The sequence below is a fragment of the Chryseobacterium panacisoli genome, from assembly GCF_008274625.1.
In the GTDB taxonomy this organism is placed as follows: Bacteria; Bacteroidota; Bacteroidia; order Flavobacteriales; family Weeksellaceae; genus Chryseobacterium; species Chryseobacterium panacisoli.
This window is the reverse complement of the sequence record NZ_VTRU01000001.1, coordinates 908988-934421: the sequence shown is the minus strand read 5'-3', so window position 1 is coordinate 934421 and position 25434 is coordinate 908988. Positions and strand designations below refer to the sequence as shown.

The window sequence follows — 25434 nt, the reverse complement described above, 5'->3', positions numbered from 1 at the left end:
GCTGAATTTTATTATTGAAAAATCAGATTCTACAATAAAAAATAAATTATGAAATCTCAAAATATATCAAGCTTTTTATTATCTCTATTGATATTCTTATTGTTTTCATCAGGCATAAAAAGCCAGGAAAAGTTTCCTGACGGTACCCTAATTCCAAAATGGTTTAAAGAAAATAAACCTACAGACATCAATAAATTAGGTAAAAAATATATTCTTACTGATAACGGGGTGGAAAATGACAGTACCGTTCTTCAGACCAAACAGTTTCAGGCGGTTATTGATCTTGCAGCTAAAAATGGAGGTGGTGTAATTATTGTGCCCAAGGGAACATTCCTGATCAGTTCCGTATTCTTCAAACAGGGAACACATTTATATTTGGAGAACGGTGCGAAATTAAAAGGAAGCGATGATATCAGTGATTTTCCGGTTGTGGAAACAAGAATGGAAGGGCAGTCTGTAAAATATTTTCCTGCAATAATCAATGCAGATGGCTTGAATGGCTTTACCATTTCGGGAAAAGGAACACTTGACGGAAACGGATTACGCTTTTGGAAAGCATTCTGGAAGAGACGCCAATGGAATCCTAAGTGTACAAATATGGACGAAATGAGACCAAGAATCATCTATGTTTCAAATTCTAAAAACGTTCAGATTGAAGGAATTACTATAAAAAATTCCCCTTTCTGGAGCACTCATTATTATAAAAGTGAATTTGTAAAATTGTTAAACCTGACAATTCTTGCACCGAAAGAACCTGTAAAAGCCCCAAGTACAGATGCTGTTGATATTGATGCCTGCACGAATTTCCTGATTAAAAACTGTTACATGTCAGTGAATGATGATGCCATTGCATTAAAAGGCGGAAAAGGCCCGAAAGCAGATAAAGCTCCTGAAAATGGTGAAAACAGAAATATCATCATAGAAGATAACAGCTTTGGATTTTGTCACAGTGTTCTCACTTGCGGCAGCGAATCTATCCACAATTATAATGTAATTCTGCGCAACTCAAAGGTGAAAGATGCTTCAAGACTGCTGCACCTTAAAATGAGACCGGATACTCCTCAACATTACGAATATATTACAGTGGAAAATATTACAGGGAATGTTAAAACGTTCTTGTATGTAAAAGGCTGGAACCAGTTTTTCGATTTGAAGGGAGAGGAAAAGCCTAAAAAATCTTTAGCGAATCATATTCTGATCAAAAATATTAACATCAGTTGTGAAACGGCATTCGATGTTGAAAAATCTGACTTGTATGATCTGACAGACTTTACGTTGGATAATCTGAAAATAAAGGCGTTAAAACCTAAAGAGGAAAATTTGGAGGCTATTAAAAATTTGAAAAAAATTAAAGTGAATGTTACTCAGGTTGCCTCTTTAGACCAATCTTACGACAAAAAAGACGATTCTGACATTGCTGCAAAATGAGTTGCTATTCCCAAATATTTGTTCCGGTATGGCTATGCTCCCAAGTATTGCATTCTCAATCTAAATTGGGATGGGTTCTTAGCATACAAGCGAATAGAATTTTTGGATTAATGACGGAAGTCAATATTTTAATGGATTGATTATGAAAAATTGGATAGGAATTATAGCCATTTTTATTTGTTCATCAATGTTTTCCCAACAAACCAGTTTCAAATTTGATTTTGGTGGAAGCAGGACTCAGGATGATTTTATTCCCATCACAGAACACTCTGAATTCGACTGGAAAGTAGGCTACGGATTCATGGATATTTCAGGCTTAAAATCAATCGACAGAGGAGGCAATGCTTTGACAGGAGATTATATTACCAGCGATAAACCTTTCTATTTTTCGGTGATAATTCCGGAAGGAAATTATGATATTAAGTTAAATTTAGGCGACTCCAAAGGAACCTCCCAAACAACGGTCCGTGTAGAAAACCGCCGCCTGATGTTGGATGATGTAAAAACAAAAGAAGGTGAAATAGTTGAAAAACTGATCACCGTTCATGTTAAAGATAGCATTCTCCGCAATCAGGATGGAATTGAAATCGGAATTGTAAAATTAAAACCAAGAGAAAGAAAATATTTACATTGGGACAATCTATTGACGATTGAATTTAATGATAAAGCGCCCAAAATTTGCGCAATAATCATTCAGCCTAACAAAACGGCGAGAACAATTTTCCTGACAGGAGATTCCACGGTTGTAGATGCACAGTATGAACCCTGGGCCTCCTGGGGACAAATGCTGCCCTGTTTTTTTGTTCCGGAAAAAGTTGTTATTGCCAATTATGCTGAAAGCGGGGAAACTTTGAAAGCTTTTGAAGACCGCCACCGGATTGATAAAATCTGGAACAAAATAAAGCATGGAGATTATCTGTTCATTCAGTTTGGACACAACGATCAGAAATATGGGAACAGCACAAAATCTGGTTATAGAAAAAGATTACAGGAATGGATTAATAAAGCCAAACAATTGGGCGCAATTCCGGTTTTAGTTACCTCCATGAACAGAAGAGTTTTTGATCAAAATAAGAAGATTGTCAATACCCTGGATGATTTTCCGGATGCCATGCGGGAAATTGCCAAAGAAGAGAATGTATATTTAATCGACCTGAATGCAATGAGTAAAACGCTGTTTGAAGCGTTGGGACCTGAAAATTCTAAGAAAGCATTTGTCTATTATCCTGCAAATTCTTATCCCAATCAGCAGGGTGCTTTGGCGGATGATACTCACTTTAATACATATGGCGCTTATGAACTGGCAAAATGTGTAGTCAAAAGTATTGTCGTTCAGAAGCTGCCTCTGAGTAAGTTTATTTCTAAAAAATATAAAGGTTTTGATTTAAATAGACCTGATCCTTTCGAAAAATTCCACTGGCCGGAAAGTATCTTCATGGAATCTTTAAAACCGGATGGAAACTAAAAAAGTAAGAAAATGAATATTCAATCTATCATAAAGGCAGGCATATTGTGTTTTGCGTTCGGGAATCTTTCCGCACAAAATCCGTGGCCAAAAACCACTGAAACGGCAAAACCATGGACACGCTGGTGGTGGATGGGAAATGCGGTTAATGAAAAAGGATTGGATAAAGACCTTGCAGCCCTTCATAAAGCAGGTTTCGGAGGCGTAGAAATTGTTCCTATTTATGGTGCAAAAGGCTTTGAAAATCAATACATCAGTTATCTTTCTCCGGAGTGGATGAAAATGCTTCAATTCACTACAGACAAAGCAAAAAGTTTGAATATGGGAGTTGATATGGCTGTAGGAACAGGCTGGCCAATCGGTGGTCCGCAGGTTGGCGAAGAAGATGCAGCCACAAAAATGATTGTTCAGACCTACACAATTTCATCAGGCGAAAAATTTTCAGAGAAAATCATTCTGAAAGATGAAAAGCAGAAGAATTTAAAAACAATAAAATTAGATGTTGTAACGGCTTACAACGAAAAAAACGAAGCAGTTGTCTTAACCGATAAAATAACAGACGACGGCTCTCTCAATTGGAAGCCGGATTCCGGGAAGTGGACAGTTTATGCTGTTTTTACAGGTAAGACTTTACAAAAAGTAAAACGTGCAGCTCCAGGCGGTGAAGGGTATACACTAGACCATTTTTCACCTGATGCAACGAAAGATTATCTTAAAACTTTTGATAAAGCTTTTGGAAGCTCAAACTATGGAATCCGTTCTTTTTTTAATGACAGTTATGAGGTTTATAATGCCGACTGGACTCCTGATTTTAAAAATGAATTTAAAAAAAGGAGAGGATATGATTTGAGTCCATACATCAAATATCTCGTCAGTAATGAAGAAAATGAGATTACGGGGAGAATTAAGTCAGATTACAGGGAAACTTTGAGTGAATTGATTTTAAATAATTTCACTAAGGATTTTACAAACTGGGCACATTCCAGAAACTCAAAGAATACCAATCAGGCCCACGGATCGCCAGGAAATTTATTGGATTTATATGCTGCAGTCGATATTCCCGAATCTGAAACTTTCGGAAGTACGGTTTTTGATATTCCGGGGCTGAGGAGAGAAAGTGCAGATGTGCAAAAATCTGATAAACCAGATATTAATATGCTTAAATTTGCTTCATCGGCAGCCAATGTTACGGGTAAACAATTCATTTCAAATGAAACTTTTACCTGGCTTACAGAACATTTTAAAACCTCCTGGTCGCAGGCAAAACCCGAAGTTGAGCAGGTTTTTCTATCTGGAATCAATCACGTTTTTTATCACGGTACAACGTATACACCGGTTGACGTTCCTTTTCCGGGATGGCTATTTTATGCATCGGTTAATTTCGTTCCGGAAAATAGTTTATGGCCACATTTAACGGGGTTAAATTCTTATGTGACACGTACTCAGAGTATTTTACAGAGCGGGAAATCTGATAATGAACTGTTGATGTACTGGCCAATTTATGACCAATGGGCCAATCCAAAAGGGAAAGATATAGCGTTTAAAGTTCATAACGTGGAAAAATGGCTGCAGCCAACTCCAATGTATGAGAATCTAACGAAGCTGAGTAAAATGGGCTATGCTCTTGATATGATTTCTGACAGGATGATTGGCGAATCTAAATCAGAAAACCAGGGAATTCAGACCGCAAAAGAGGGATCTTCCTATCAGGTTTTAATCATTCCTGAATTAACTTATTTGCCGGAAACTACGTTGCATAATATTCTCAAATTAGCTCAAAATGGCGCTTCGGTTATTTTTCAAAACAAGCCAAAAGATATTCCCGGAAATTTGGAAGTTGAAAAAAGAAGAGCGGAACTAAAATCATTGTGGACTCAGATCCCGTTTCAGAAGCAGGGTGGAAATATAATGATTGCGAACTTCGGAAAAGGAAAAATTATTCTAAGTTCTGATATTGAAAAAGGCCTGGAATATTTAAAAATACAAAGAGAACAATTAACGGAAACCGGATTGAAGTTTGTGAGGAGACAGTTTGACGGTGGGAAATACTATTTCATTGTTAACCATACTGCAAAGGACATCGATCAGTTGATTCCTTTAAACTATACAGGAAAGCAAGCCGTGATCATGAATCCTGAAAACGGAGATTTCGGAGTTGCGGAAACCCATAATAATTCCGTGAGAATTCAACTGAAATCAGGACAGTCTTTAATTTTAAAAAACAGTGAAACTGTTGATCATTCCATTGCAAAATGGAAGTATATTGAAAAAACAGATTCTCCCATCAGTTTAAGCCAAGCATGGCAGCTGACTTTCAAAGAAGGTGGCCCCGAACTTCCGAAGTCAAGGATTCTAAAAAATCCGGAACCTTGGACAAACTTTTCAGAAGATTCTGCAACACAGAGTTTTTCAGGATGTGGTGTTTATACAACCACATTAAATCTGAAGAATAAAAAAGCAGATGATTACCTTTTAAAATTTGATAAACTATATGAAAGTGCAAAAGTAATTGTTAACGGTCAGGAAGCTGGGATTGTCTGGAGTATTCCTTTTGAAATCAACGTTGGGAAATATCTGAAAAAAGGGAAAAATACCATTCAGATTGAAGTCTGCAATTTGATGGCGAATAGAATCCGTTACATGGATCAGAATAAAATTCCATGGCGTAATTATCATGAAATCAACTTTGTAAATATTGATTATAAAGCTTTTGATGCCTCCGGTTGGAAAGTTCAGCCTTCCGGATTGGATGGACAAATTCAGTTATTTCCATTATATTTTTCAAAATAGAATTCATATAAATAAAAGTATATCAAAATAAATTGCGCAATCGATTGAATTATATTAATTTAATAGTTCAGAATTATGAATATAAAATATAACTTTATTGTACTGATCCTTCTTTTTTCACATTTCCTTTCAGCACAAAGGCAGATGGAGTATTTAAAAAGAGGAATTATTGCGGTACCTTCAGAAACAGGAATTTTTGTGAGCTGGCGTTTACTGGGTACAGAACCTCAGAATATTCAGTTTGATCTGTACCGTATTGAAAATAATAAAAGCAAAAAGCTGAACGAAAAACCATTGCTTAATGAAACCAGTTTTTTAGATACCACGGCGGATAAAACAAAGAGTTACACCTATTTCGTAAGATCCAATACCCATGATCAGGAGATTGATCAGGATTCTGTGAAATATGCTGCTAATCAAAAACCCTATTTTTCAATTCCTTTAAAAACGCCGGCCGGATATACGCCCAACGATGCTTCTGTTGCCGATCTTGACGGAGATGGTGAGTATGAAATCATCCTTCATCAGACGGGGCAGTCCAGAGACAACAGTCAGAAAGGTTTTACAGATGAGCCCATTATTCAGGCTTATAAATTGAACGGAAAATTCTTGTGGGAAATTAACCTGGGAAAAAATATCAGGGAAGGGGCGCATTACACACAGTTTTTAGTGTATGATTTGGATCAGGACGGCAAAGCAGAAGTCGTTATGAAGACGGCAGACGGCAGCAGAGATGGTAAAGGGAAATTCATCGGGGATCCTTCCAAAGATTACCGCAATGAGAATGGATTTATCCTTTCAGGTCCTGAATATTTGACTGTTTTTAATGGTGAAACAGGTGAGGAAATTAATACAGTTCATTATGAAGTTCCCAGATTTGCAGGCAGTTTAAATCCAACTCCTGAACAAATGACTGAGACCTGGGGCGATGCAAAAGGAAACCGTATCGACCGGTTTTTGGGTGCAGTTGCTTATCTGGACGGCAAAACTCCAAGCATCATTATGTCGAGAGGTTATTATACCCGAACGGCGATCGCAGCTTGGGATTATAAAGATAAAAAGCTCAGCTTGAGATGGCTGTTCGATACGGAAAGTTCGGAAGAAAATAAAAAATACCGGGGTCAGGGAAACCATAATCTGAGCATTGCCGACGTTGATAACGATGGAAAAGATGAAATTATTTTCGGTGCAATGACGGTTGATGATAACGGAAAAGTTCTGAACAGCACGGGCTTTGGCCATGGTGATGCGTTGCACGTTGGTGATCTGGATCCTTCTTCTCCCGGATTGGAAATTTTTGATATTCAGGAAAGATTTGATGATGCGGGCGCCCATTTCAGAACCGGCGCAACCGGTAAAGTTTTATGGAAATTACCTTCTTTGATTTATAGTAAACAGGGTAAATTTCAGGGACCGGGAAGAGGACTGTCTTTAAATATCGATCCCCGTTATCAAGGTTCAGAATCTTGGGCGGCGGGAGCTGGTGTAAAAGGCATTTACGATACTAAAGGAAGAAAAATAAGCGATAAAAATCCTGCCTGTAATATGGGGATTTATTGGGACGGGGATTTTTTAAGCGAAATTTTAGACGGAACTTCTGTGTCAAAATGGGACTGGAAGAAAGAAAAATCCAATCTAATTTTTGATGCTAAAGATTTTCAGTGCGAATCCAACAACGGGACCAAGAAAAATCCTTCTCTGGTTGCTGATTTATTTGGAGACTGGCGGGAAGAATTGATTTACAGAACCTCAGATAATCAGGAGCTCCGGATTTTCAGCTCTACCATTCCTACGAAGCACCGTTTGTATACGATGATGCATAATCCGCAATACCGGTTGAGCATTGTTTGGCAAAATGTAGGCTACAACCAGCCTCCCCATACTGATTATTATTTGGATGAATCTGTTTCAAGAGTTCCTTCGCCAAATATTTATACGGTTAAACCTTAAATTTTCTAAAATAAAAAATAATATAATTATGAAGAAAGTATTAATGAGAGGCGCTTTTTTTGCGTTGATGTTTGGAGTTTTATATTCCTGCTCAGTTCAGAAACAAACGGCGGAAAAGAACGTTAATCTTCCGGATAAAAAAGAAGTTTTGGAAGTTTCGCGCAGGGCAAATCAATATTTCATGAACAAATGGCCGGATGCGGGAAAGGAAATTGTTGGCAAAAAAGTCTGGCCAAGCAATCTGTGGACGCGGGCCGTTTACTATGAAGGACTGGTGGCCTTTTATAAAATAGATCCTAAAAAAGAGTATTACGATTATGCTGTCGACTGGTCTCAAAAACACAACTGGGATATGATGCGTGATACCTATACCCGTAATGCGGATAATCAGGCTTGCGGACAAACGTATCTGGATCTTTATGAAATGGATGGCAAAAAAAATCCGGAGAGAATAAAATTTGTGAAAGCCTCTGTCGACAGTATGATTGCCTCCAAAAAATCAGATGACTGGTGGTGGATTGATGCGCTTCAAATGGGAATGCCGATTTTTACAAAGCTGGGCAGAATTACAGGCGAACAAAAATATTTCGATAAAAATTACGAGATGTATGCCTTTACGAAATATAAGCATGGAGGAAATGGTTTATACAATCCTAAAGACAAACTTTGGTGGAGGGATAAAAGCTTTGTTCCCCCTTATAAAGAACCCAACGGCGAAGATTGCTACTGGAGCCGCGGAAACGGCTGGGTAGTGGCAGCTCTGACCCGGACGCTGGAAGATACTCCGGAATCTGATCCGCATTATAAGGAATATTTACAGGATTATAAAGACCTCTTATCCGCTTTACTGCCTGTGCAGAGGGAAGATGGATTTTGGAATGTAAGTCTGCATGATCCTGGTAATTTCGGAGGTAAAGAAATGACGGGCACAGCTCTGTTTGTGTATGGAATGGCGTATGGAATTAATAAAGGACTGATTGATAAAAAAACATATTTACCCGTTGTTGTGAAAGCCTGGAACGCAATTGCAAAGGATTCTGTTCAGCCTGATGGATTTTTGGGCTGGGTTCAGGGAACAGGAAAAGAACCTAAAGACGGTCAGCCGCTTGCCATTGATAAGCAGCCTGATTTTGAAGATTATGGTTTAGGCTGTCTGTTGTTAGCAGCAAGTGAAGTGTATCAATTAAAATAAGCGAATATTGACAAGTGTGATATTCATTGAGTTAACATTCTTGACTTAGGAAGCAGGAGCGTTAAGAAACTAATATGACAACATGACACTACAAGATGCGCAATCGATTTCATAGTATTAATTTTCAAATTCAATCCATAAGATAAATTATGAATGCATTATTAGGAGTTTTTTTCCACTTCTTAGGAGGTTTCTCTTCAGGGAGCTTTTATTTGCCCTACAAAAAAGTAAAAGGCTGGTCCTGGGAAACCTATTGGTTAATAGGAGGCATTTTTTCCTGGATCATCGTTCCGCCGCTGGCAGCATTTCTTACCATTCCTGGTTTTTGGGAAATCATTCAGAATGAAAGCACTTCCATATTGGGACTGACGTTTTTGTTTGGTGCTTTGTGGGGAATTGGTGGTTTTACTTATGGTTTGGGCGTTAGATATCTGGGCGTAGCGCTCGGAAGCAGCATTATTTTGGGGCTTTGTATGGTGTTTGGATCACTCGTTCCTTCTATTTATTATGAATTTTCTCCGCAAACAGGAAAAGACAATATAGGTTTGCTATTTTCCAGCCGATGGGGACAGTTTGTTTTACTAGGGCTTCTGGTCTGTGTTATCGGAATCATCATCAGCGGAAAAGCAGGAATGATGAAAGAAAAAGAATTACAAACCGATTCAATAGATCCTCATGGGGTAGAAGTAAAAACGGAATATAAATTCGGACTGGGATTAATTGTTTCCATCATATCCGGGGTTTTAAGCGCATGCTTCAACTTCGGTCTGGAAGCTGGAAAGCCAATGGCAATTGCAGCCAATGAAGCCTGGAAAATAGCAAATCCGGACCAGGGAGAATTCCTTTTTCAGAATAATGTAACCTATGTTGTTGTTCTTTGGGGCGGTATGGCAGTCAATCTGATTGGGTGTTTGTATTTAGCTGTTAAGAATAAATCCTATACCGATTATACTAAAAGAAACGTACCGGTTGTACGCAATCTGATTTTCTGTGCGCTTGCCGGAACCATGTGGTTTTTACAGTTCTTCTTTTACGGTATGGGCGAAAGTAAAATGGGAAATGGTGCCAGCTCATGGATTTTACACATGGCCTTTATTATTTTCATTGCTAATTTATGGGGTATTATTATCAAAGAATGGAAGGGAGTTTCCAAAAAAACAATTATAACTATTTCTGTCGGAATGGTCGTGATGTTTATCTCTATTTTGATTGTAGGTTATGGAAATTCTTTACGATAAACTTCATTTACAATTTCACATTCATCCATTCATATAGTTTCAGAGTTAGAATTTCAGCTCTCTTAAAGGCACTGAAAAAATCAGTGTCTTTTTATTAAAAGCAATTTAACTGTAAAAGGAAGTGTTCATTAAAAAAGGAGTTTTTTAATTCACGGTTTAGTTAAGTATTTCGTTAAATAGTTGATGATTTACAATTGTTTTATTGTTTATTTTAAAATATAACTTAAATATTACAGTTAATTATAGTGAATTATTGAATATTTCAATACAGGATATTGCAGGATGCCCGGGTTTTTGTAACGGTGTATTTTGGTAACATAAAAATTAAGATATGTCTTTAATAGTTAAACATAAAAATATAAAGCGAATCGTCTTTCCGGCATTTATGCTTTCAACAAGTTTTGTCTGGGGGCAAAAGGCGGTAAATGATTCTGTGAAAAACACAAAAGATATTGAGGAAGTGGTCGTTATCGGTTATGGTAAAGTTAAGAAGTCAGACTTAACAGGATCTGTTTCTTCAGTTTCTGCAAAAGATTTGGCAGCTACACCGGCAATGAATGCTTTACAGGCGCTGCAGGGAAGAGCATCAGGACTTAATATCGTGACAGCCGGCGGTGCTCCGGGAGCCAATGCCAACGTTACAATCAGAGGGGGCTCTTCCATTACGCAAAGTTCCGATCCGCTGTATATTGTAGACGGTTTCCAACTGGATAATGCTTTGAATGTGATTAATCCTAATGATATTGAAAGTATCGATGTACTGAAAGGAGCTTCTGCCATTGCCATTTACGGAGCCCGCGGTTCCAACGGTATTATTGTTATTAAAACTAAAAGCGGAAAAAAAGGAAAAACAATTATCACCTACAATACTTTCATGTCATTTGATATGCTTTCAAAGAAACTGGATATGCTCTCCAATGTGGAACAATATGTAAAGTATCAGTACGAATTGGGAGTTCTTCAGTCTAAGCCATCAGCATGGAGTAATGTTTTTGATAATAATCTGGGGACTGATTCACCGGGATTTTATTCTGAAGCCTATCAGAGAATTGCCAATCGCTATGGATCGGCTTCCGCATTAGACTGGCAGGAAAAAATGCTGGGAGGAACAGGGTTAACTCAAAACCACAATGTAAATGTTTCTGTAGGAAATGATAAAACACAGGCATTCATCAGTTATAATTACAATAAACAGGATGGATTGCTTCAAAACTACAGCGAGACAAGAAATTCGTTACGTGCCAATATCAATTCAGAATTGTATAAAGGAGTAAGAGTAGATTTCAATACCATGTTTACAAACAATTCTGTAAACGGTGGAGGTGCTTATTCAGGAATGAAAAAAATTCTTCTCCAGCCTATTACCGGAGGTACATTATTTACTCAGGACCGTTTGTTCAATACTCAGACCTTCCCGGATTTTTCAGCTTTGGATTCTGGTTTTGATACAGAAAATCCATACATAGAAACCCAGGCTTCAACTTCAAACAAGCGTACCAGAACATTTCTAGCCAACGCAGGTGTAGAATTTGACTTCCTGAAAAACTTCACATGGAGAACTGCCGGACAATATAGCTGGACCAACAGCAAATCAACATCATTTTCAGACAGGAATTCCCGTGCGTTTCTTACAGATCCTATCAATACAGGAATCAACGGAAGTATTGCCAATGCAGAAACACTCCGTTATCAGATCACCAATACTTTAAATTATAATAAAACTTTTGGTGAAAAACACAAAGTAAATGCTTTAATCGGGAACGAAATCTGGTATGAAGAATCCGAAGGAAGCAGCATGAAGCTTACCAAATTTCCATATCCTAATTTCGGACTGGATGATATTGCCAATGCAACGGTGGCAGATAAAAATACCGACAGATCGAGCATGAGCTTACTTTCCTATTTTGCCCGTGTGAATTATAATTATGATAATCGTTATTTAATTACAGGAACAATACGTGCGGATGGTTCTTCAAAATTTGCAGAAGGTTCCCGCTGGGGATATTTTCCATCTGTAGCGGGTGCATGGCGTGTTTCCCAGGAAAATTTCTGGCAGGATCATAAGATCGATAAAATTGTTAATGATTTTAAATTAAGAATTGAATATGGGGTAACCGGTAATAATGGGGTCGCTAATAACCTGTGGAGAACCAATGTCTTACTTACAGATTATCCAATAAATAATACTCAGGGATATCCGGCATACGTTACAAGTACAAACTGGGGAAACAGAGACCTTCAGTGGGAAGAACTGAGAACGACCAATATTGGGGTAGATCTCGCTTTTTTTAATAACAGAATTAAACTGACTTCCGAATGGTACAATAATAACGTAAGCAAAATGCTGCTTGAAAGTGTACTTCCCGTTTCTTCAGGATATTCAAGACAATATCAGAATATCGGCTCTATGAGAAACAGAGGGATGGAATTCACATTAAATACAGTGAATTTAAAATCAGAAAACTTCAGATGGACTACAGATTTTAATATTTCTTTCAATAAATCTAAAGTTCTTTCCCTTGAAGACGGAAGACAGGACAGACAGTTTAGTGTTGGAGGCAGCAGAACAGGAATGGTGACCTACTATGCAACGGTAGGAGAAGAGCTGGGCGATATGTACGGGTATGTTTATCAGGGAGTCTATACTACGGACGATTTTACCCAAAATCCGGACGGATCTTTAACCTTAAAGCCGGGTGTTGTAAAACCTGCAACCGGAACTCCTAAACCGGGTGATATGAAATTTGCTGCTGATAATGAAGCAGGAGATCAGTTTACAAGAAAAATGCAGAAGATCGGTAACGGTACTCCGGACTTTATCGGGGGAATCAGTAATAATTTCTCTTACAAAGGTTTTGACCTGGCTGTATTTATGAAATTTAGCGTCGGGAATGATATTTATAATGCGACTAAACAAAGTTTAAGTCCATATGCAATGTTCCAGAATGTTCCTTCAGAATTCGGAAACAATTATTACCATTTGATTGATCCTAATACGGGGCAGGCAACAACCAATTTAGTAAGATTAAAAGAACTGAATCCAAACGAAGATTCAAGCCTTTGGAGCTTAAGCAATACAAACACTTCAAATATTGCCTATCCATCATCATACTATGTAGAAAACGGTTCTTATCTGAGAATTGCCCAGGTAACATTGGGGTATTCTTTTCCTAAAGAATTTTTGAATAAAGTGATGCTGTCTAATGCCCGTATCTATTTTACCGTTAATAATTTGGCGACGATTACAGGTTATTCAGGTTATGACCCTGAAGTTTCTGCGGCAAGCGGGGTGACTGTCACACCTGGGTACGACAGTTCTACGTATCCCCGTTCAAGAAGCTATGTTCTTGGTCTTAATTTAACTTTCTAATGATGTAATATTTAAAATCATGAAAAATATATATAATACTCCCGTGTTTTTAAGAAAATTAATCATTCTTCCCTCAATTTTCGTTGCTGTTTTAGCGATGAATTCATGCAGTGACGATTTTCTGGATCAACCCGCTTACAATTCATTGGATACAGAATCCGTATTTAAAAATATAGATACTGCAGAAATGTTTGTTCTGGGCTGTTACAGAGGTATTGTTCCGACTGAAATGTATTATCAGTTAGGAGCCGGAGATACAGTAACCCACTCTTCAGAAGATGGCTCTACCAATAATTCCAAATATAATATTGCCAACTATCAATATGATGCGTATACTCCTAATACGGTAACGGGGATTTACTCTGCGATGTATGCAGTTATTGAAAGAACCAATATTGCAGTCAGCGGATTAAGCAAAATGGAAGCAAGCCCAAAACGTGATGCTTTATTGGCTGAAGTTAAGGCCATCCGTGCATTTTGTTATTATAATTTAATTCGTGTTTACGGAGACGTTCCTTCAGTTTTTAAACCTTTGGATGAGATGGATCCGAATGATCCGAATACATTATATCCAAAACGTACTTCAAGAGACGAAATTTATGATCATATCATTGCTGATCTTCAGGAATCTGTAGCAAACATTCCAAGTTTTGGGCAAAGCGGATATGCAACAACAGAACGTTTAACAAAACATGGAGTCAATGCCCTATTGGCAAGAATTGCTCTGTATGCAGCAGGATACTCTCTTCGTTGGGACCTGAATACAGGAAGCGGAGCCATGATGTCGCGTCGCAATGATAACAGTAGGATTCAACAATTATATCAGATTGCGGATAATGCCTGTGCTGCTGTTATTAACGGAGGCGCCAATTCTCTGGTTCAGGCTCAGGGGGGCAAAAGTGGTTTTGAAGCCTTGTGGTTCAATTTCTGTCAAAGAAAATTTTCAGTGACCAACTCAGAAATTCTTTGGCAGGTTGCGGAATACGGGGCAAATACAAATTCGGCTTTCGGAGTCTATGCCAATGAAGGTTCTCGTGGGGGAACGTACGGGTCAAGAAAGGCATTACAATTTATTCTTCCTAGCTATTATTTGTCTTTTAATCAGGGAGATACGCGCAGAGATGTTTCTTGTACTTCTTACAGTGTATATTTCTTAAATAATGGTAATGCAAGTGACACCTGGGTGAATGCCGGAACTACATTTTCCTGCATCCTGTCAGGTAAATTCAGGATGGGGTGGTGTGTGGCTCCGCAGGCGGCTGATGCACGTAATTTAAATATTCCTGTGTTAAGATATGCAGATGTTTTATTAATGTATGCAGAAACTCAAAACTATCTAAACGGAGGACCTACTGCTGCAGGAATTTCTGCTTTAATGCAGGTAAGAAACCGTGCAGGAATAGGTGCTGTGCCGGCTCCGTCTGGTCAGCAGGCATTTGAAGCCGCTATTGTTCAGGAGCGTAAATGGGAATTTGCAGGAGAGTTTAATCTTCGTACAGATCTGATCCGTATGAATCGTTTGGCAAGTGAAATTGAAGCGACAAAACAGGCGATGAAAAACTTGTCAAACAAAACAGGAGCCTATGCCAATACACCTGTTTACAGACTTTATAAACTAGAAAAAAATGCGCAGATTTATGGTGATCCGTTTTTAGCATTGAAATATATTGATATTACAGACCCTGCAGAAATGGCAGTAATCACTAATGTTCCGACGAGTTCTACAGGTTTCGCGAATTACCAGACAGCATTAAGAGGTATTGCAGTAGCACACGGACAAACCACTACAATAGATGACAAATGGTATCCTGCGAATATGTTCCAGGCTTATAACAGTACATTTAACAGCAATGCAAAAAGGACAGCCGGATTCATAGGAGCTGCTGCAGGCCAGCTTCAGATCGGTAATATCATCTATACCAAACCAACCGGTTCAGCCGAAAACGGAGGAGTATATCCGAACTGGATTGAAGGTGGAGGAGATGGTCTTTTCTACGGATTTGTACCCAATAAAACAGAATTATTGCCTTTTGCCGCACAGTCGGCAGGTCATCCGTTGGTTGATAATCCAAATCTGTCTCAGCTTCCCGGATACTAATCAGATTAACACTTAAAGTATATTTTAACTATTAACTAAATGAATTTCTGACTGCTGACATTTTATTAATGGTTAAATTTTTCAACCAACATTTTTAATCACAAAATATTAATTATAAATATCCTCAGCCGGATTGTTTTATAAAGATGAATTGACTGGCAAAGATTCAAATGTTAATTTATCTTTAAATACAGTATTTACCAGTATAGTACGGGATGCTGTAAAAAATATTACAGTCTAATTTTGGATAGAAATTCAGAAATATAAGTAAACCAATGGAAAAAGTAAAAACATTCAAATACGTAGACTATTTATGGGACGAAAACAAAGCTGCATCTTTCGGAAATGATCAGGTAGCTTTATTTTTATACCGCTCAAATATATTAGGGGCAGATTTAAGAATTACCAATTACGGAGGGGGTAACACAAGCTGCAAAACCATTGAAAAAGACCCGTTAACTAACGAAGAAGTTGAGGTGATGTGGGTAAAAGGCTCGGGCGGTGACATCGGAACACTAACAAGAAAAGGAATTGCCGGATTATACACAGAAAGATTGAGAAACCTGAAAAATGTGTACCAGGGCTTAGCAGATGAAGACAGAATGGTGGGCTTATTCAATCACTGTATTTTTGACCTGGAAAGCAAAGCTCCTTCTATTGATACACCTTTACACGGTTTACTTCCATTCAAACATATTGATCACCTTCATCCGGATGCTTTAATTGCAGTAGCGGCCGCAAAAGACAGTGAAAAAATCACAAAGGAAATCTGGGGCGATACAATGGGCTGGGTTCCATGGCAGCGCCCGGGTTTCGACTTAGGATTACAATTGGAAAAATGTTTAAATGATAACCCTGGGATCAGAGGAATTGTTTTAGGAAGCCACGGATTATTTACCTGGGGAGATACTTCTTACGAATGCTACATCAACAGTTTGGAAGTTATCGAAAGAGCTTCTGAATATATTGCTGAAAAAATTAGAGAAAAAGGACAGGTTTTCGGTGGACAGAAAGTTGAATCTCTTCCTGCTGATGAGCGTAAGAATAAAGCAGCTCAGCTGATGCCGTTATTACGTGGCCTGGCTTCTTCCGAAAGCAGAATGGTGGGGCACTTCACAGACAGCGATGTGGTTTTGGAATACATCAACAGCAATGATTTGGAGCGTTTGGCACCACTAGGAACTTCTTGTCCGGATCATTTCTTAAGAACTAAGATTCAGCCGTTAGTTTTAACTTTAGATAAAAATGAAGATGTAAGCGATGCTAAAGCTGTTTTAGAAAAACTAACTCCTCTTTTCGAACAGTACAGACAGGAGTACAAAGAATATTATGAAACCTGTAAACACCCGAACAGCCCTGCAATGCGTGATCCGAATCCGGTGATCATCATTTATCCGGGAGTAGGAATGTTCAGTTTCTCAAAAGATAAGCAGACAACCCGTGTGGCAAGCGAATTTTACGTCAATGCAATCAACGTAATGCGCGGAGCAGAAGCTATTTCAGAATACACTTCATTACCAAGACAGGAAGCTTTTGATATTGAATATTGGTTGCTTGAAGAAGCTAAGCTTCAAAGAATGCCTAAAGAAAAGCCATTGTCAAGAAAAATTGCTGTTGTTACAGGAGCCGGAGGCGGAATCGGACAGGCTATTGCAGACAAAATGGTTCAGGAAGGTGCTGTTGTTGTTTTTACAGACCTGAATCAGGAAACTTTAGATTCTGTTACAGAAAAATACAGCAAAGATCAGGCTGTAGCGGTTACTTGTGATGTGACTAATGAAGAGGCTATTGCTAATGCTTTTAAAGACACAGTTTTAGCGTTCGGTGGAGTAGATATCATTGTTCATTCTGCTGGCTTAGCGATTTCCAAATCATTGGAAGATACCACTACAAAAGACTGGGATTTACTGGAAGATGTTTTGGTAAAAGGTCAGTTTTTGATGGTGAAAAATGGGGTGGAAATCATGAAAAAGCAAGGCTTAGGAGGAGATATTGTTAACATCGCAAGTAAAAACGGATTGGTTGCCGGCCCGAATAACGTGGCATACGGAACTGCAAAAGCCGCTCAACAGCATATGACAAGATTACTGGCAGCAGAATTGGCAACAGATAAAATCCGAGTAAATGTTGTAAATCCTGACGGGGTAATTGTAGGAAGTAAAATCTGGGAAGGAGCCTGGGCAGAAGGACGTGCAAAAGCCAACGGAATTTCTGTTGAAGAACTGCCGGCATTTTATGCAAAAAGAAATTTATTAAACGAAATTATCCTTCCTGAAGACATTGCAAACGGAGTTTTTGCGTGCGTTGCCATCTTAGATAAAACCACAGGAAACATCATCAATGTAGACGGAGGAATGGCAAATGCTTTCCCAAGATAAAATTTTAAAATCTAACCACAGAAGTCACAAAAGTTTATTATTGATTCAAGCAAATTTAGAAAAGAGCAAAAAGGTTTAAAATCTTTGATTTCATCCTTCTTTTTGAACTTTTGTTTTCAATAATTTAAGCTTTAAATTATCAAAAGCTTTTGTGAGTTTTGTGGTAAAAATCAATTCAAAAAATCAAAGCATGATTATAGGAAAAGATATCATTGAACAATATAATAAACCAGAAATTGAAAACTTTACGACAGATTTTGATTTTCTACAAAATAAATTAACGAGATCAGGAGCCAATGTTGCTGAAATTGTCAACAAAATTGCTGATTTCCAGGTGGCTATTCCGAGCTGGGCTTTAGGAGCGGGAGGAACCCGTTTTGGAAGATTTTCCTATGGCGGCGAACCTTCTTCTTTAGAGCAAAAATTGGATGATGTAGGTTTAATTCATGCTTTAACACATTCTGCAGGAGCTGTTTCATTACATATTCCTTGGGATATTCCAACTGATGTGAAAGCCATTAAAGAAATAGCTGCCTCCCACGGACTTGTTTTTGATGCCATGAATTCCAACACATTCCAGGATCAGGCAGGAGCTGAGCACTCTTATAAATTCGGTTCTCTGAATGCTGTGAATGAAGATTCAAGAGCCTATGCCGTGGAACACAACAAAGAAGTGATCAGGATCGGAAAAGAATTAGATTCAAAAAGTTTAACGGTTTGGCTGGCGGACGGAGCAAGTTTTCCGGGACAATTGAATTTTCAGACCGCATTGTCAAACACTGAAAAAAGTTTAAAAGAAATTTACGCAGGAATGCCTGAAGACTGGAAACTTTTCATTGAATATAAACCTTACGAACCGAATTTTTATTCAACCACAATTCAGGATTGGGGAACTTCGTTTATGTTAGCCAATGCTTGTGGTGAAAGAGCTTACACACTGGTAGATTTAGGTCATCATTTACCGAATACTAATATTGAACAGATTGTTGCAACCCTTATGTACAAAGGAAAATTAGGAGGTTTTCATTTCAACGACAGCAAATATGGTGATGATGATTTAACGGTAGGTTCCATTAAGCCTTATGCCTTGTTCTTGATTTTCAATGAATTGGTATACGGTATGGAAAACAATCCTCAAAACCCTTATCCGGCCTGGATGATTGATGCAAGTCATAACATTAAAGATCCACTGGAAGATTTATTACAGTCTCTGGAAGCTATTTTAATTGCTTATGCACAGGCACTTCTGGTTGATCAGAAAGCATTAAAAACAGCACAGTTAAACAACGATGTCGTTGGTGCACAGGATATTTTGCAAAACGCCTACAGAACAGATGTTCGTCCTTTATTAAGGGCTGCAAGACTGCAGGCAGGAGCCGCTTTAGATCCGATTGCAGCTTACAGAAGTTTAAAGGTAAGAGAAAATTTAATTGCTGAAAGAGGTTTAGAAACCAAAGCAACGGGATTATAAAACCCTGTTTTAAAACTGATAATTTCAACTTTTGAGTGCAATCGAAAGTTATTATTATATGTATCCTTATATTTTTATCATTAAGGTTGAAAGTGTTTAGATTATTGGGTTTTTAAGTAATATTGCTTAAAGAAATTAGTGGATTTTTTCTGATAATCTTAATATCTGAACACTCCTTAATGGTGTTTAAAACAAATTAGTATACTTTGTTGAGTAAAAAGCCTTTGCAAACTTAAAACGGTTAGTAGTCAAATAAAATATTGTGAACTCAGCGTTTAAAAAATAGATTGCTTTGCTGCTTCGCTCCTCGCAATGACAAAAAATAAAAATTCATCCCAGGAATGTCTAAAAAAAAGGTAACCATTGTATTTGATATTGGAAAAACCAATAAAAAGTTCTTTTTATTCGATAAGAATTATAAAGAAGTTGTTCGGGAATATACAGAATTACCGCTCACTACTGATGAGGATGATTATCCTTCGGAAGACCTTGCAGCCTTACAAAATTGGATAAAAGATAATTTTAATGCCATTCTTGATAATGAAGAATATGAAGTAAAAGCCATCAATTTTTCCACCTATGGAGCGAGTTTTGTGCATCTGGATCAGAAAGGAAATGTTCTGACTCCACTATACAATTACACCAAACCAATGGATCAGGAAATTCTTGATTTATTTTATGAAAAACATGGCAGCAAACTGAAAATTGCCCGCGAAACAGCATCACCTCAGGCAGGAATGCTTAATTCAGGCCTGCAGTTATTCTGGCTGAAATATAAGCATCCGGAAATATTCAGAAAAATCCGTTACAGCCTTCATTTACCTCAGTATTTATCATATTTGTTTACCGGAATTTGTGTGTCGGAGTTTACTTCGATAGGCTGTCACACCAATTTGTGGGATTACGACAAAGCGGATTATCACGACTGGGTGTATGAAGAAGAAATAGATGCTTTATTACCTCCAATTGTGCCTACTTCTGCGAGTATCAATACTTCTTACAGAAATAAAAAAATTAAAATAGGTGTTGGGATTCACGACAGTTCTTCAGCATTACTGCCTTATATTTTAAGCAAAAAAGAGCCATTTTTATTGCTTTCAACAGGAACCTGGAGTATTTCGTTAAACCCTTTTAACGATGAAAGTCTTACTGATGAAGATATCGAAAATAATTGCCTGAATTATATGCGGATTGATGGGAAACGCGTAAAAGCATCCCGTTTTTTCATGGGAAATGAATATAAAATTCAGGTTGAAAAATTATGCGCTTATTATGGAAAAGAATATGGTTTCCACAGAGAAGTACAGTTTGATCAGGATCTGTATTTGCGCTTAATGAAAAATAAAAACATCTATTTTCGCTTTGAAGGAATTATTTTAAAACGAAAAATGATCAGTGAGACAGATTTAAAATCATTTGCTACTTTTGAAGAAGCATATCATCAATTAATGATAGAACTGATGGATTTACAGATTCATACCATCAAGAATGCGATCGGGAATTCGGATATCGAAAACATTTATATCGATGGCGGATTCACTGATAATGATGTGTTTATGAAGCTCATGTCTCACCATTTTCAGCATTACAATGTGATGTCTACCCATTCTCCGCTGGGTTCTGCATTGGGAGCCTCCATGGTGATTTCGAACAAAAAAATAGACGAAACTTTTTTACAGCAGCATTATCAGATGAAAGTGCTTCAACCGTTAATTCTTAATTTATAAAACATGGCATTTCCATTTGACACCCGTTACGCTTCGCTTGAACTTTTAATCGAAAAGGCAAAAAAAAGAATGCCCCGTTTCGCTTTCGAATATCTGGATGGCGGTTGTAATGAAAACATAAACCGGGACAGAAATACGAACGAACTAAGAGAAGTTCTTCTTCGCCCGCGTTATCTGAATAATTACAGCGAAACCAACATGGAAACTGAATTATTCGGAGTAAAATATTCCGCGCCTTTCGGGGTTTCTCCTGTTGGGTTACAGGGATTAATGTGGCCCAATGCACCCGAAATTTTAGCAAAAGCAGCTTTTAAGCATAATATTCCCTTCATATTAAGTACAGTGACAACAAGCAGTCTTGAAAGAATTTCTGAATTAACAGAGGGAAAAGCCTGGTATCAGTTATACCATCCGAGAGAAGAATGGCTGCGCGATGATATTCTCGACCGTTGTGAAGCTTCCGGATATGATGTACTCGTTATTTTAGCTGATGTCCCGACTTTTGGATACAGAGCAAAAGAAATAAGAAACGGCTTATCAATGCCGCCTCAAATTAATTTCAGAAACGTTTCCCAGGCTTTGGTAAAGCCGCAATGGTGTTTAGAGATGCTGAAACACGGTGTTCCGAGTTTTGCAACGATGAATAAGTATATGGATAAAAACATGAATGTAAAACAGCTGGGCCAGTTTATGAACTCTACATTTTCCGGCAGATTGAATTCGGACAGAATCAAGGCGATCCGTGACAAATGGAAAGGGAAATTAGTCATTAAAGGTGTTGCTTCAGACGAAGATGCGGCAGAAGCAGTTCGTTTAGGTTTTGATGGAATGATTATTTCCAATCATGGAGGAAGGCAGCTTGATGCAGGTGAATCTACGATTGCTGTAGTGAAGGAGATCAGCGAAAAATATAAAGGTCAGATTAAAATTATGATGGACAGTGGTGTAAGAACAGGTCCGGATGTTGCCCGTGCTTTAAGTTGTGGTGCTGAATTTACCTTTATGGGAAGAACTTTCATGTATGCAGTGGGAGCTTTAGGGGATAAAGGTGGTGATCATATTATTGAAATGCTAAAAATGCAGTTCAGACAGGTGATGGAACAGGTTTGCTGTGAAAAACCGGAAGATTTGCAAAATTTCAGAGTGAAATAAAATCTTTAAGGTTATATTAATATTCAATTGGAGCGGGCTTTAGCCCGTTTTTCATTGTAAACAGATTCTTATTGATTTTAGTCAGCATTTACAATTCTGTTTTCTGTTTTCAAAATATTTTAAACATAAACAGCTTCAAAATAAAAATTCGCAAAAACAACCTTGCGAATTTTTTTTATTATAATCTGAAAACTTATTTCTTCTTTTCCGATTTTACCGCCTGTCTGGCCAATAGCTTCCAGCCATTTTTCACTTTTACCCAAACCAATAAGATATCCAGTGTCACATCTCCCGGCGCTTTTCCTGCATCAGCCGTTGTTGCATAAAAATGATGACGGACAATGGCGGTATTTCCAACAATACTTACAGTTTGATTCGTAATATCAATCGTTACAAAATCAGACTTTTTGCTGACCAGTTTTTCTACAAACTCCTTGGCGTCATCAATATGGCCTCCTGAATGTCCGTAAGTTAATTCCGGCAGGATCAAAGATTCTAAATCAGATTTTTCACCGCTTATCATTGCTGATCTTAGCTTTTCGGCAGCAGCATTTACAGCGTCCTTATCACTTGTTTTCTGCGCTGAAACACTTACTGCCATCATAAAACCAATGGCAAAAATTAATTTTTTAATCATAATTGAATAATATATTTTGATAGTATTTAAAAGTGTTTTTGTTCTAAATTCGAAAGTATAATTTATGTAATCGATTGCATAATTATTTATAAAGAATCTCTCTGGATAAATTTAAAGACGTTATTCACAGATTCTTTTTTATTTTTCAGAATCATATAAGCAGCAGATTCTCCCATAGCTTTAAAATCTGTGGTAATTACCGTAATTCCCAGCAGTTCTTTAAGAGGCGTTTCATTATAGGAAATAATTCCGATGTCTTTGCCCAGTTCAAGATTTTTCTGCCTGATTTGCTTAACCAGGTTCACCAGATCCCGTTCCCGAATTGTGATGAAAATATCTTTATCCTGTAATTCCATATCGGGATAAATTTCGTCAAGAATTTCATAATCCAGTTTAAAATCCTTACAAAACTTCTCAAAACCACGTACAATACGGAAAGGATAGGGGTGAATGGATTTATCGGGATACACTAAAATTATCTTTTCATATTTCTGTATCTTGTCTAAGCCTTCCTTTAACGCATTATAAATATCATGCTCGAAATCCTGAAAAATAGAGCCGTATTCTCCGGAAATATTAGGCTTGGTATTGTCTAACAGCAAGAGTTTGTTTTTCGGGATTTGTTCAATCATATCTAAAACCTGCTGTGTGGAACTGGTATGTTTAGACTGCTCATCACGGAAATGAGGCATGATCACGTAATAATCAAATCCGCCCAGATTCTTTTTTAAGGAATTAATGAAAAGTGTTTCGTCACAATGGTAAATATACATTTCAACATTGCCTTTGGTACCGATTGCATTGACGAAATAATTATAAATCATCATTTTATAAGTACTTGGTTTGTTGATCAGGAAGAAAATGTTGATCACGTCGTTTTTATTAATCCGTGAGATATAATACCCTTTTCCCTTTACAGATTCGATGATTTGTCTTTTTCGGAGTTCTTTATACGCTTTTTCTACAGTATCTCTTGAAAGAAAGCAAGACTCGCTGAGTTCGTTTATGGAAGGGATTTTTTCACCAATCTTAATCTCTCCGCTATCAATTCCATTAAGAATAGAATCCACAATCTGTTTATATTTAGGAACTCTGGAATGCTCATTGATTATTATTTCAAATGTTTCTGCCATGATGTTGGATAGGAGATGTTTATTTCAGTTTAAAGAATAATTCAAAGGTTAACGAACGGTGCAAGGCAAGTTACAAATATTTATAATATTAATTGTAATTGCAATGGTTCTGCTATAAATTATAACGGAAAAATAGAATTTTAGTATACAAAGTTAGGCATAACATGTAAAAAAATTAATAGTATACTTTAGTGTGGGAGTAAAAAAACAAAAAGGAATAGAATTTAAATTGTAGTGTCTGCTATTTCAAAAACAAAAGATGTAGAAGTTTCAAACTTTCCTCCCTGTGTTGCCCCGAACAGGAATTTAGGAGTCTTACCGTCCTTATCCATTAAAATCATGGGACGTTCCAATCTCCCGAATCGTTTTAAATAACTGGGTGGAGCAGGCTCCTTAACATAACTTTTCATATCAAGGTAAGCGATTTTCGGTTTGGACCAGTTAAGACCGTCCCTGGAAGTTAAATGTAAACCGTATTCATGGTTAAAGAATCCCATATCACGGGCCACTATATGGAACTTTCCATGTTGTTTCCAGATAAAAGCATCTTCCAGCTGGGCATTGTCAGGCTGCAATGAAAAATCAATGACAGGATTATCCTTTATCTTTTCATAAGGACCTGAAGGATGATCAGCCTTTGCCAGTCCATATTTCCGGTTTCCTCTTACCGGACCTTTCTGATTTTCGTATTCTTCAGTATTCCAGGATTTATAAAAAAGCCAGAATTTGCCATCATTTCCTTTTATAAAAGCAGGGTTGGTAGTACAGTGGTCGTCCCATGCGCCTTTTTCTCCGGGAAGAAGCAGAGGTTTTTCCGGTCTTACCCAATCCCCGTCAAGATTTTTTGACGTGGCAAGCCCTATTCTTTTGGTATTTGTTTTTCCGTTTTGGTTACCCATGAAGAAAAGATAATACTGGTCTGCCACTTTGGTAATTAAAGGATTATGACAGGTGGTGGCATCCCAGAATTCGCCGCCTCTGGGAGTAAGAATAACTTGTTTATGTTTGAATTCGTCATAGGGGGAATCTGCTTCTGCCCGGCAGATCTCAGAGCCGTTGAGCCAGCCGCCCATTCCTTTTTCTTTTCTCCATCTGGAATAAAAAAGATGAATCTTACCGTCTTCGCCCCAAATCGGAGAATTACACCAAATATAATAGTTCTCCAATGAAAAGGTCCGTCCGATTGGTTTTAAGCTGAAATAAGGTTTGTCTGAAGATAAACCTGTAAAAGACAGTCCCAGAATCCCGGCTGTGATTCCAAGCGCTGAGGTCTGTAAAAAGTCTCTCCGTGTAAAGTGTCTGGGCTTGTTCATCTCATCTGATTTACGGCTAATTTAGCATAAACATATCAGCAGACTGTCCTGTACTTTCGGTGAACTATTTAATCATACCTTATCTATCTTTG

At 37.8% G+C, this 25434-nt stretch carries 15 protein-coding genes; 12 read left to right on the top strand and 3 right to left on the bottom strand.

What is annotated here, in order from left to right; translation table 11 throughout:
- Positions 1 to 48 precede the first annotated feature (48 nt).
- The 12 genes from FW781_RS04360 to FW781_RS04305 all read left to right on the top strand — a co-directional run bounded on the left by FW781_RS04360 (position 49) and on the right by FW781_RS04305 (position 22259).
- Positions 49 to 1428, top strand: a complete 1380-nt coding sequence (locus FW781_RS04360) for a rhamnogalacturonidase (RefSeq protein ID WP_228720137.1) — start codon at positions 49 to 51, stop codon at positions 1426 to 1428.
- A 142-nt stretch (positions 1429 to 1570) separates the two neighbouring features.
- Positions 1571 to 2893 (top strand): rhamnogalacturonan acetylesterase, encoded by a 1323-nt coding sequence (locus FW781_RS04355; protein ID WP_149386290.1) that lies wholly within the window; start codon positions 1571 to 1573, stop codon positions 2891 to 2893.
- A 12-nt stretch (positions 2894 to 2905) separates the two neighbouring features.
- Positions 2906 to 5683, top strand: coding sequence for a glycosyl hydrolase (locus FW781_RS04350; protein WP_149386289.1), 2778 nt, complete (start codon positions 2906 to 2908; stop codon positions 5681 to 5683).
- A 75-nt stretch (positions 5684 to 5758) separates the two neighbouring features.
- Positions 5759 to 7633 (top strand): rhamnogalacturonan lyase, encoded by a 1875-nt coding sequence (locus FW781_RS04345; RefSeq protein WP_149386288.1) that lies wholly within the window; start codon positions 5759 to 5761, stop codon positions 7631 to 7633.
- Positions 7634 to 7661: 28 nt separating this feature from the next.
- Positions 7662 to 8825, top strand: a complete 1164-nt coding sequence (locus FW781_RS04340) for a glycoside hydrolase family 88/105 protein (protein ID WP_149386287.1) — start codon at positions 7662 to 7664, stop codon at positions 8823 to 8825.
- A 149-nt stretch (positions 8826 to 8974) separates the two neighbouring features.
- On the top strand, positions 8975 to 10063 hold the full coding sequence (gene rhaT, locus FW781_RS04335; RefSeq protein WP_149386286.1) for an L-rhamnose/proton symporter RhaT: 1089 nt from the start codon (positions 8975 to 8977) through the stop codon (positions 10061 to 10063).
- A 331-nt stretch (positions 10064 to 10394) separates the two neighbouring features.
- Positions 10395 to 13433, top strand: a complete 3039-nt coding sequence (locus FW781_RS04330) for a SusC/RagA family TonB-linked outer membrane protein (RefSeq protein WP_149386285.1) — start codon at positions 10395 to 10397, stop codon at positions 13431 to 13433.
- Positions 13434 to 13452: 19 nt separating this feature from the next.
- Entirely contained in the window at positions 13453 to 15531 is a 2079-nt protein-coding gene (locus tag FW781_RS04325) for a RagB/SusD family nutrient uptake outer membrane protein (protein ID WP_172625661.1), read from the top strand.
- A 275-nt stretch (positions 15532 to 15806) separates the two neighbouring features.
- Positions 15807 to 17909: a bifunctional aldolase/short-chain dehydrogenase gene (locus tag FW781_RS04320; protein WP_149386283.1), complete on the top strand. Its 2103-nt coding sequence runs from the start codon at positions 15807 to 15809 to the stop codon at positions 17907 to 17909.
- A gap of 190 nt (positions 17910 to 18099) precedes the next feature.
- A complete protein-coding gene (locus FW781_RS04315; RefSeq protein WP_149386282.1) occupies positions 18100 to 19380 on the top strand; it encodes a sugar isomerase in 1281 nt (426 codons plus the stop codon).
- Between the two features lie 341 nt (positions 19381 to 19721).
- Positions 19722 to 21107, top strand: a complete 1386-nt coding sequence (locus tag FW781_RS04310; protein ID WP_149386281.1) for an FGGY-family carbohydrate kinase — start codon at positions 19722 to 19724, stop codon at positions 21105 to 21107.
- Positions 21108 to 21110: 3 nt separating this feature from the next.
- A complete protein-coding gene (locus tag FW781_RS04305) occupies positions 21111 to 22259 on the top strand; it encodes an alpha-hydroxy acid oxidase (protein ID WP_149386280.1) in 1149 nt (382 codons plus the stop codon).
- Positions 22260 to 22452: 193 nt separating this feature from the next.
- Here FW781_RS04305 and FW781_RS04300 read toward each other — a convergent pair whose 3' ends face one another.
- The 3 genes from FW781_RS04300 to FW781_RS04290 all read right to left on the bottom strand — a co-directional run bounded on the left by FW781_RS04300 (position 22453) and on the right by FW781_RS04290 (position 25342).
- Positions 22453 to 22896 carry a nuclear transport factor 2 family protein gene (locus FW781_RS04300; RefSeq protein WP_149386279.1) on the bottom strand — a complete coding sequence of 148 codons (444 nt, stop codon included), beginning with the start codon at positions 22894 to 22896 and terminating at the stop codon, positions 22453 to 22455.
- Between the two features lie 86 nt (positions 22897 to 22982).
- Positions 22983 to 24029 carry a GntR family transcriptional regulator gene (locus tag FW781_RS04295; protein ID WP_149386278.1) on the bottom strand — a complete coding sequence of 349 codons (1047 nt, stop codon included), beginning with the start codon at positions 24027 to 24029 and terminating at the stop codon, positions 22983 to 22985.
- A 224-nt stretch (positions 24030 to 24253) separates the two neighbouring features.
- On the bottom strand, positions 24254 to 25342 hold the full coding sequence (locus FW781_RS04290) for a glycoside hydrolase family protein (RefSeq protein WP_149386277.1): 1089 nt from the start codon (positions 25340 to 25342) through the stop codon (positions 24254 to 24256).
- Between the last annotated feature and the right edge of the window lie 92 nt (positions 25343 to 25434).

Excerpts from the sequence above, each read along its gene's own strand:
- FW781_RS04355 (WP_149386290.1), top strand. The coding sequence starts at position 1,571 with ATGAAAAATTGGATAGGAATTATAGCCATTTTTATTTGTTCATCAATG.
- FW781_RS04300 (WP_149386279.1), bottom strand. The coding sequence starts at position 22,896 with ATGATTAAAAAATTAATTTTTGCCATTGGTTTTATGATGGCAGTAAGT.
- FW781_RS04350 (WP_149386289.1), top strand. The coding sequence starts at position 2,906 with ATGAATATTCAATCTATCATAAAGGCAGGCATATTGTGTTTTGCGTTC.
- FW781_RS04290 (WP_149386277.1), bottom strand. The coding sequence starts at position 25,342 with ATGAACAAGCCCAGACACTTTACACGGAGAGACTTTTTACAGACCTCA.
- FW781_RS04315 (WP_149386282.1), top strand. The coding sequence starts at position 18,100 with ATGATTATAGGAAAAGATATCATTGAACAATATAATAAACCAGAAATT.
- FW781_RS04345 (WP_149386288.1), top strand. The coding sequence starts at position 5,759 with ATGAATATAAAATATAACTTTATTGTACTGATCCTTCTTTTTTCACAT.
- FW781_RS04305 (WP_149386280.1), top strand. The coding sequence starts at position 21,111 with ATGGCATTTCCATTTGACACCCGTTACGCTTCGCTTGAACTTTTAATC.
- rhaT (WP_149386286.1), top strand. The coding sequence starts at position 8,975 with ATGAATGCATTATTAGGAGTTTTTTTCCACTTCTTAGGAGGTTTCTCT.
- FW781_RS04360 (WP_228720137.1), top strand. The coding sequence starts at position 49 with ATGAAATCTCAAAATATATCAAGCTTTTTATTATCTCTATTGATATTC.
- FW781_RS04310 (WP_149386281.1), top strand. The coding sequence starts at position 19,722 with ATGTCTAAAAAAAAGGTAACCATTGTATTTGATATTGGAAAAACCAAT.
- FW781_RS04340 (WP_149386287.1), top strand. The coding sequence starts at position 7,662 with ATGAAGAAAGTATTAATGAGAGGCGCTTTTTTTGCGTTGATGTTTGGA.
- FW781_RS04330 (WP_149386285.1), top strand. The coding sequence starts at position 10,395 with ATGTCTTTAATAGTTAAACATAAAAATATAAAGCGAATCGTCTTTCCG.
- FW781_RS04320 (WP_149386283.1), top strand. The coding sequence starts at position 15,807 with ATGGAAAAAGTAAAAACATTCAAATACGTAGACTATTTATGGGACGAA.
- FW781_RS04325 (WP_172625661.1), top strand. The coding sequence starts at position 13,453 with ATGAAAAATATATATAATACTCCCGTGTTTTTAAGAAAATTAATCATT.
- FW781_RS04295 (WP_149386278.1), bottom strand. The coding sequence starts at position 24,029 with ATGGCAGAAACATTTGAAATAATAATCAATGAGCATTCCAGAGTTCCT.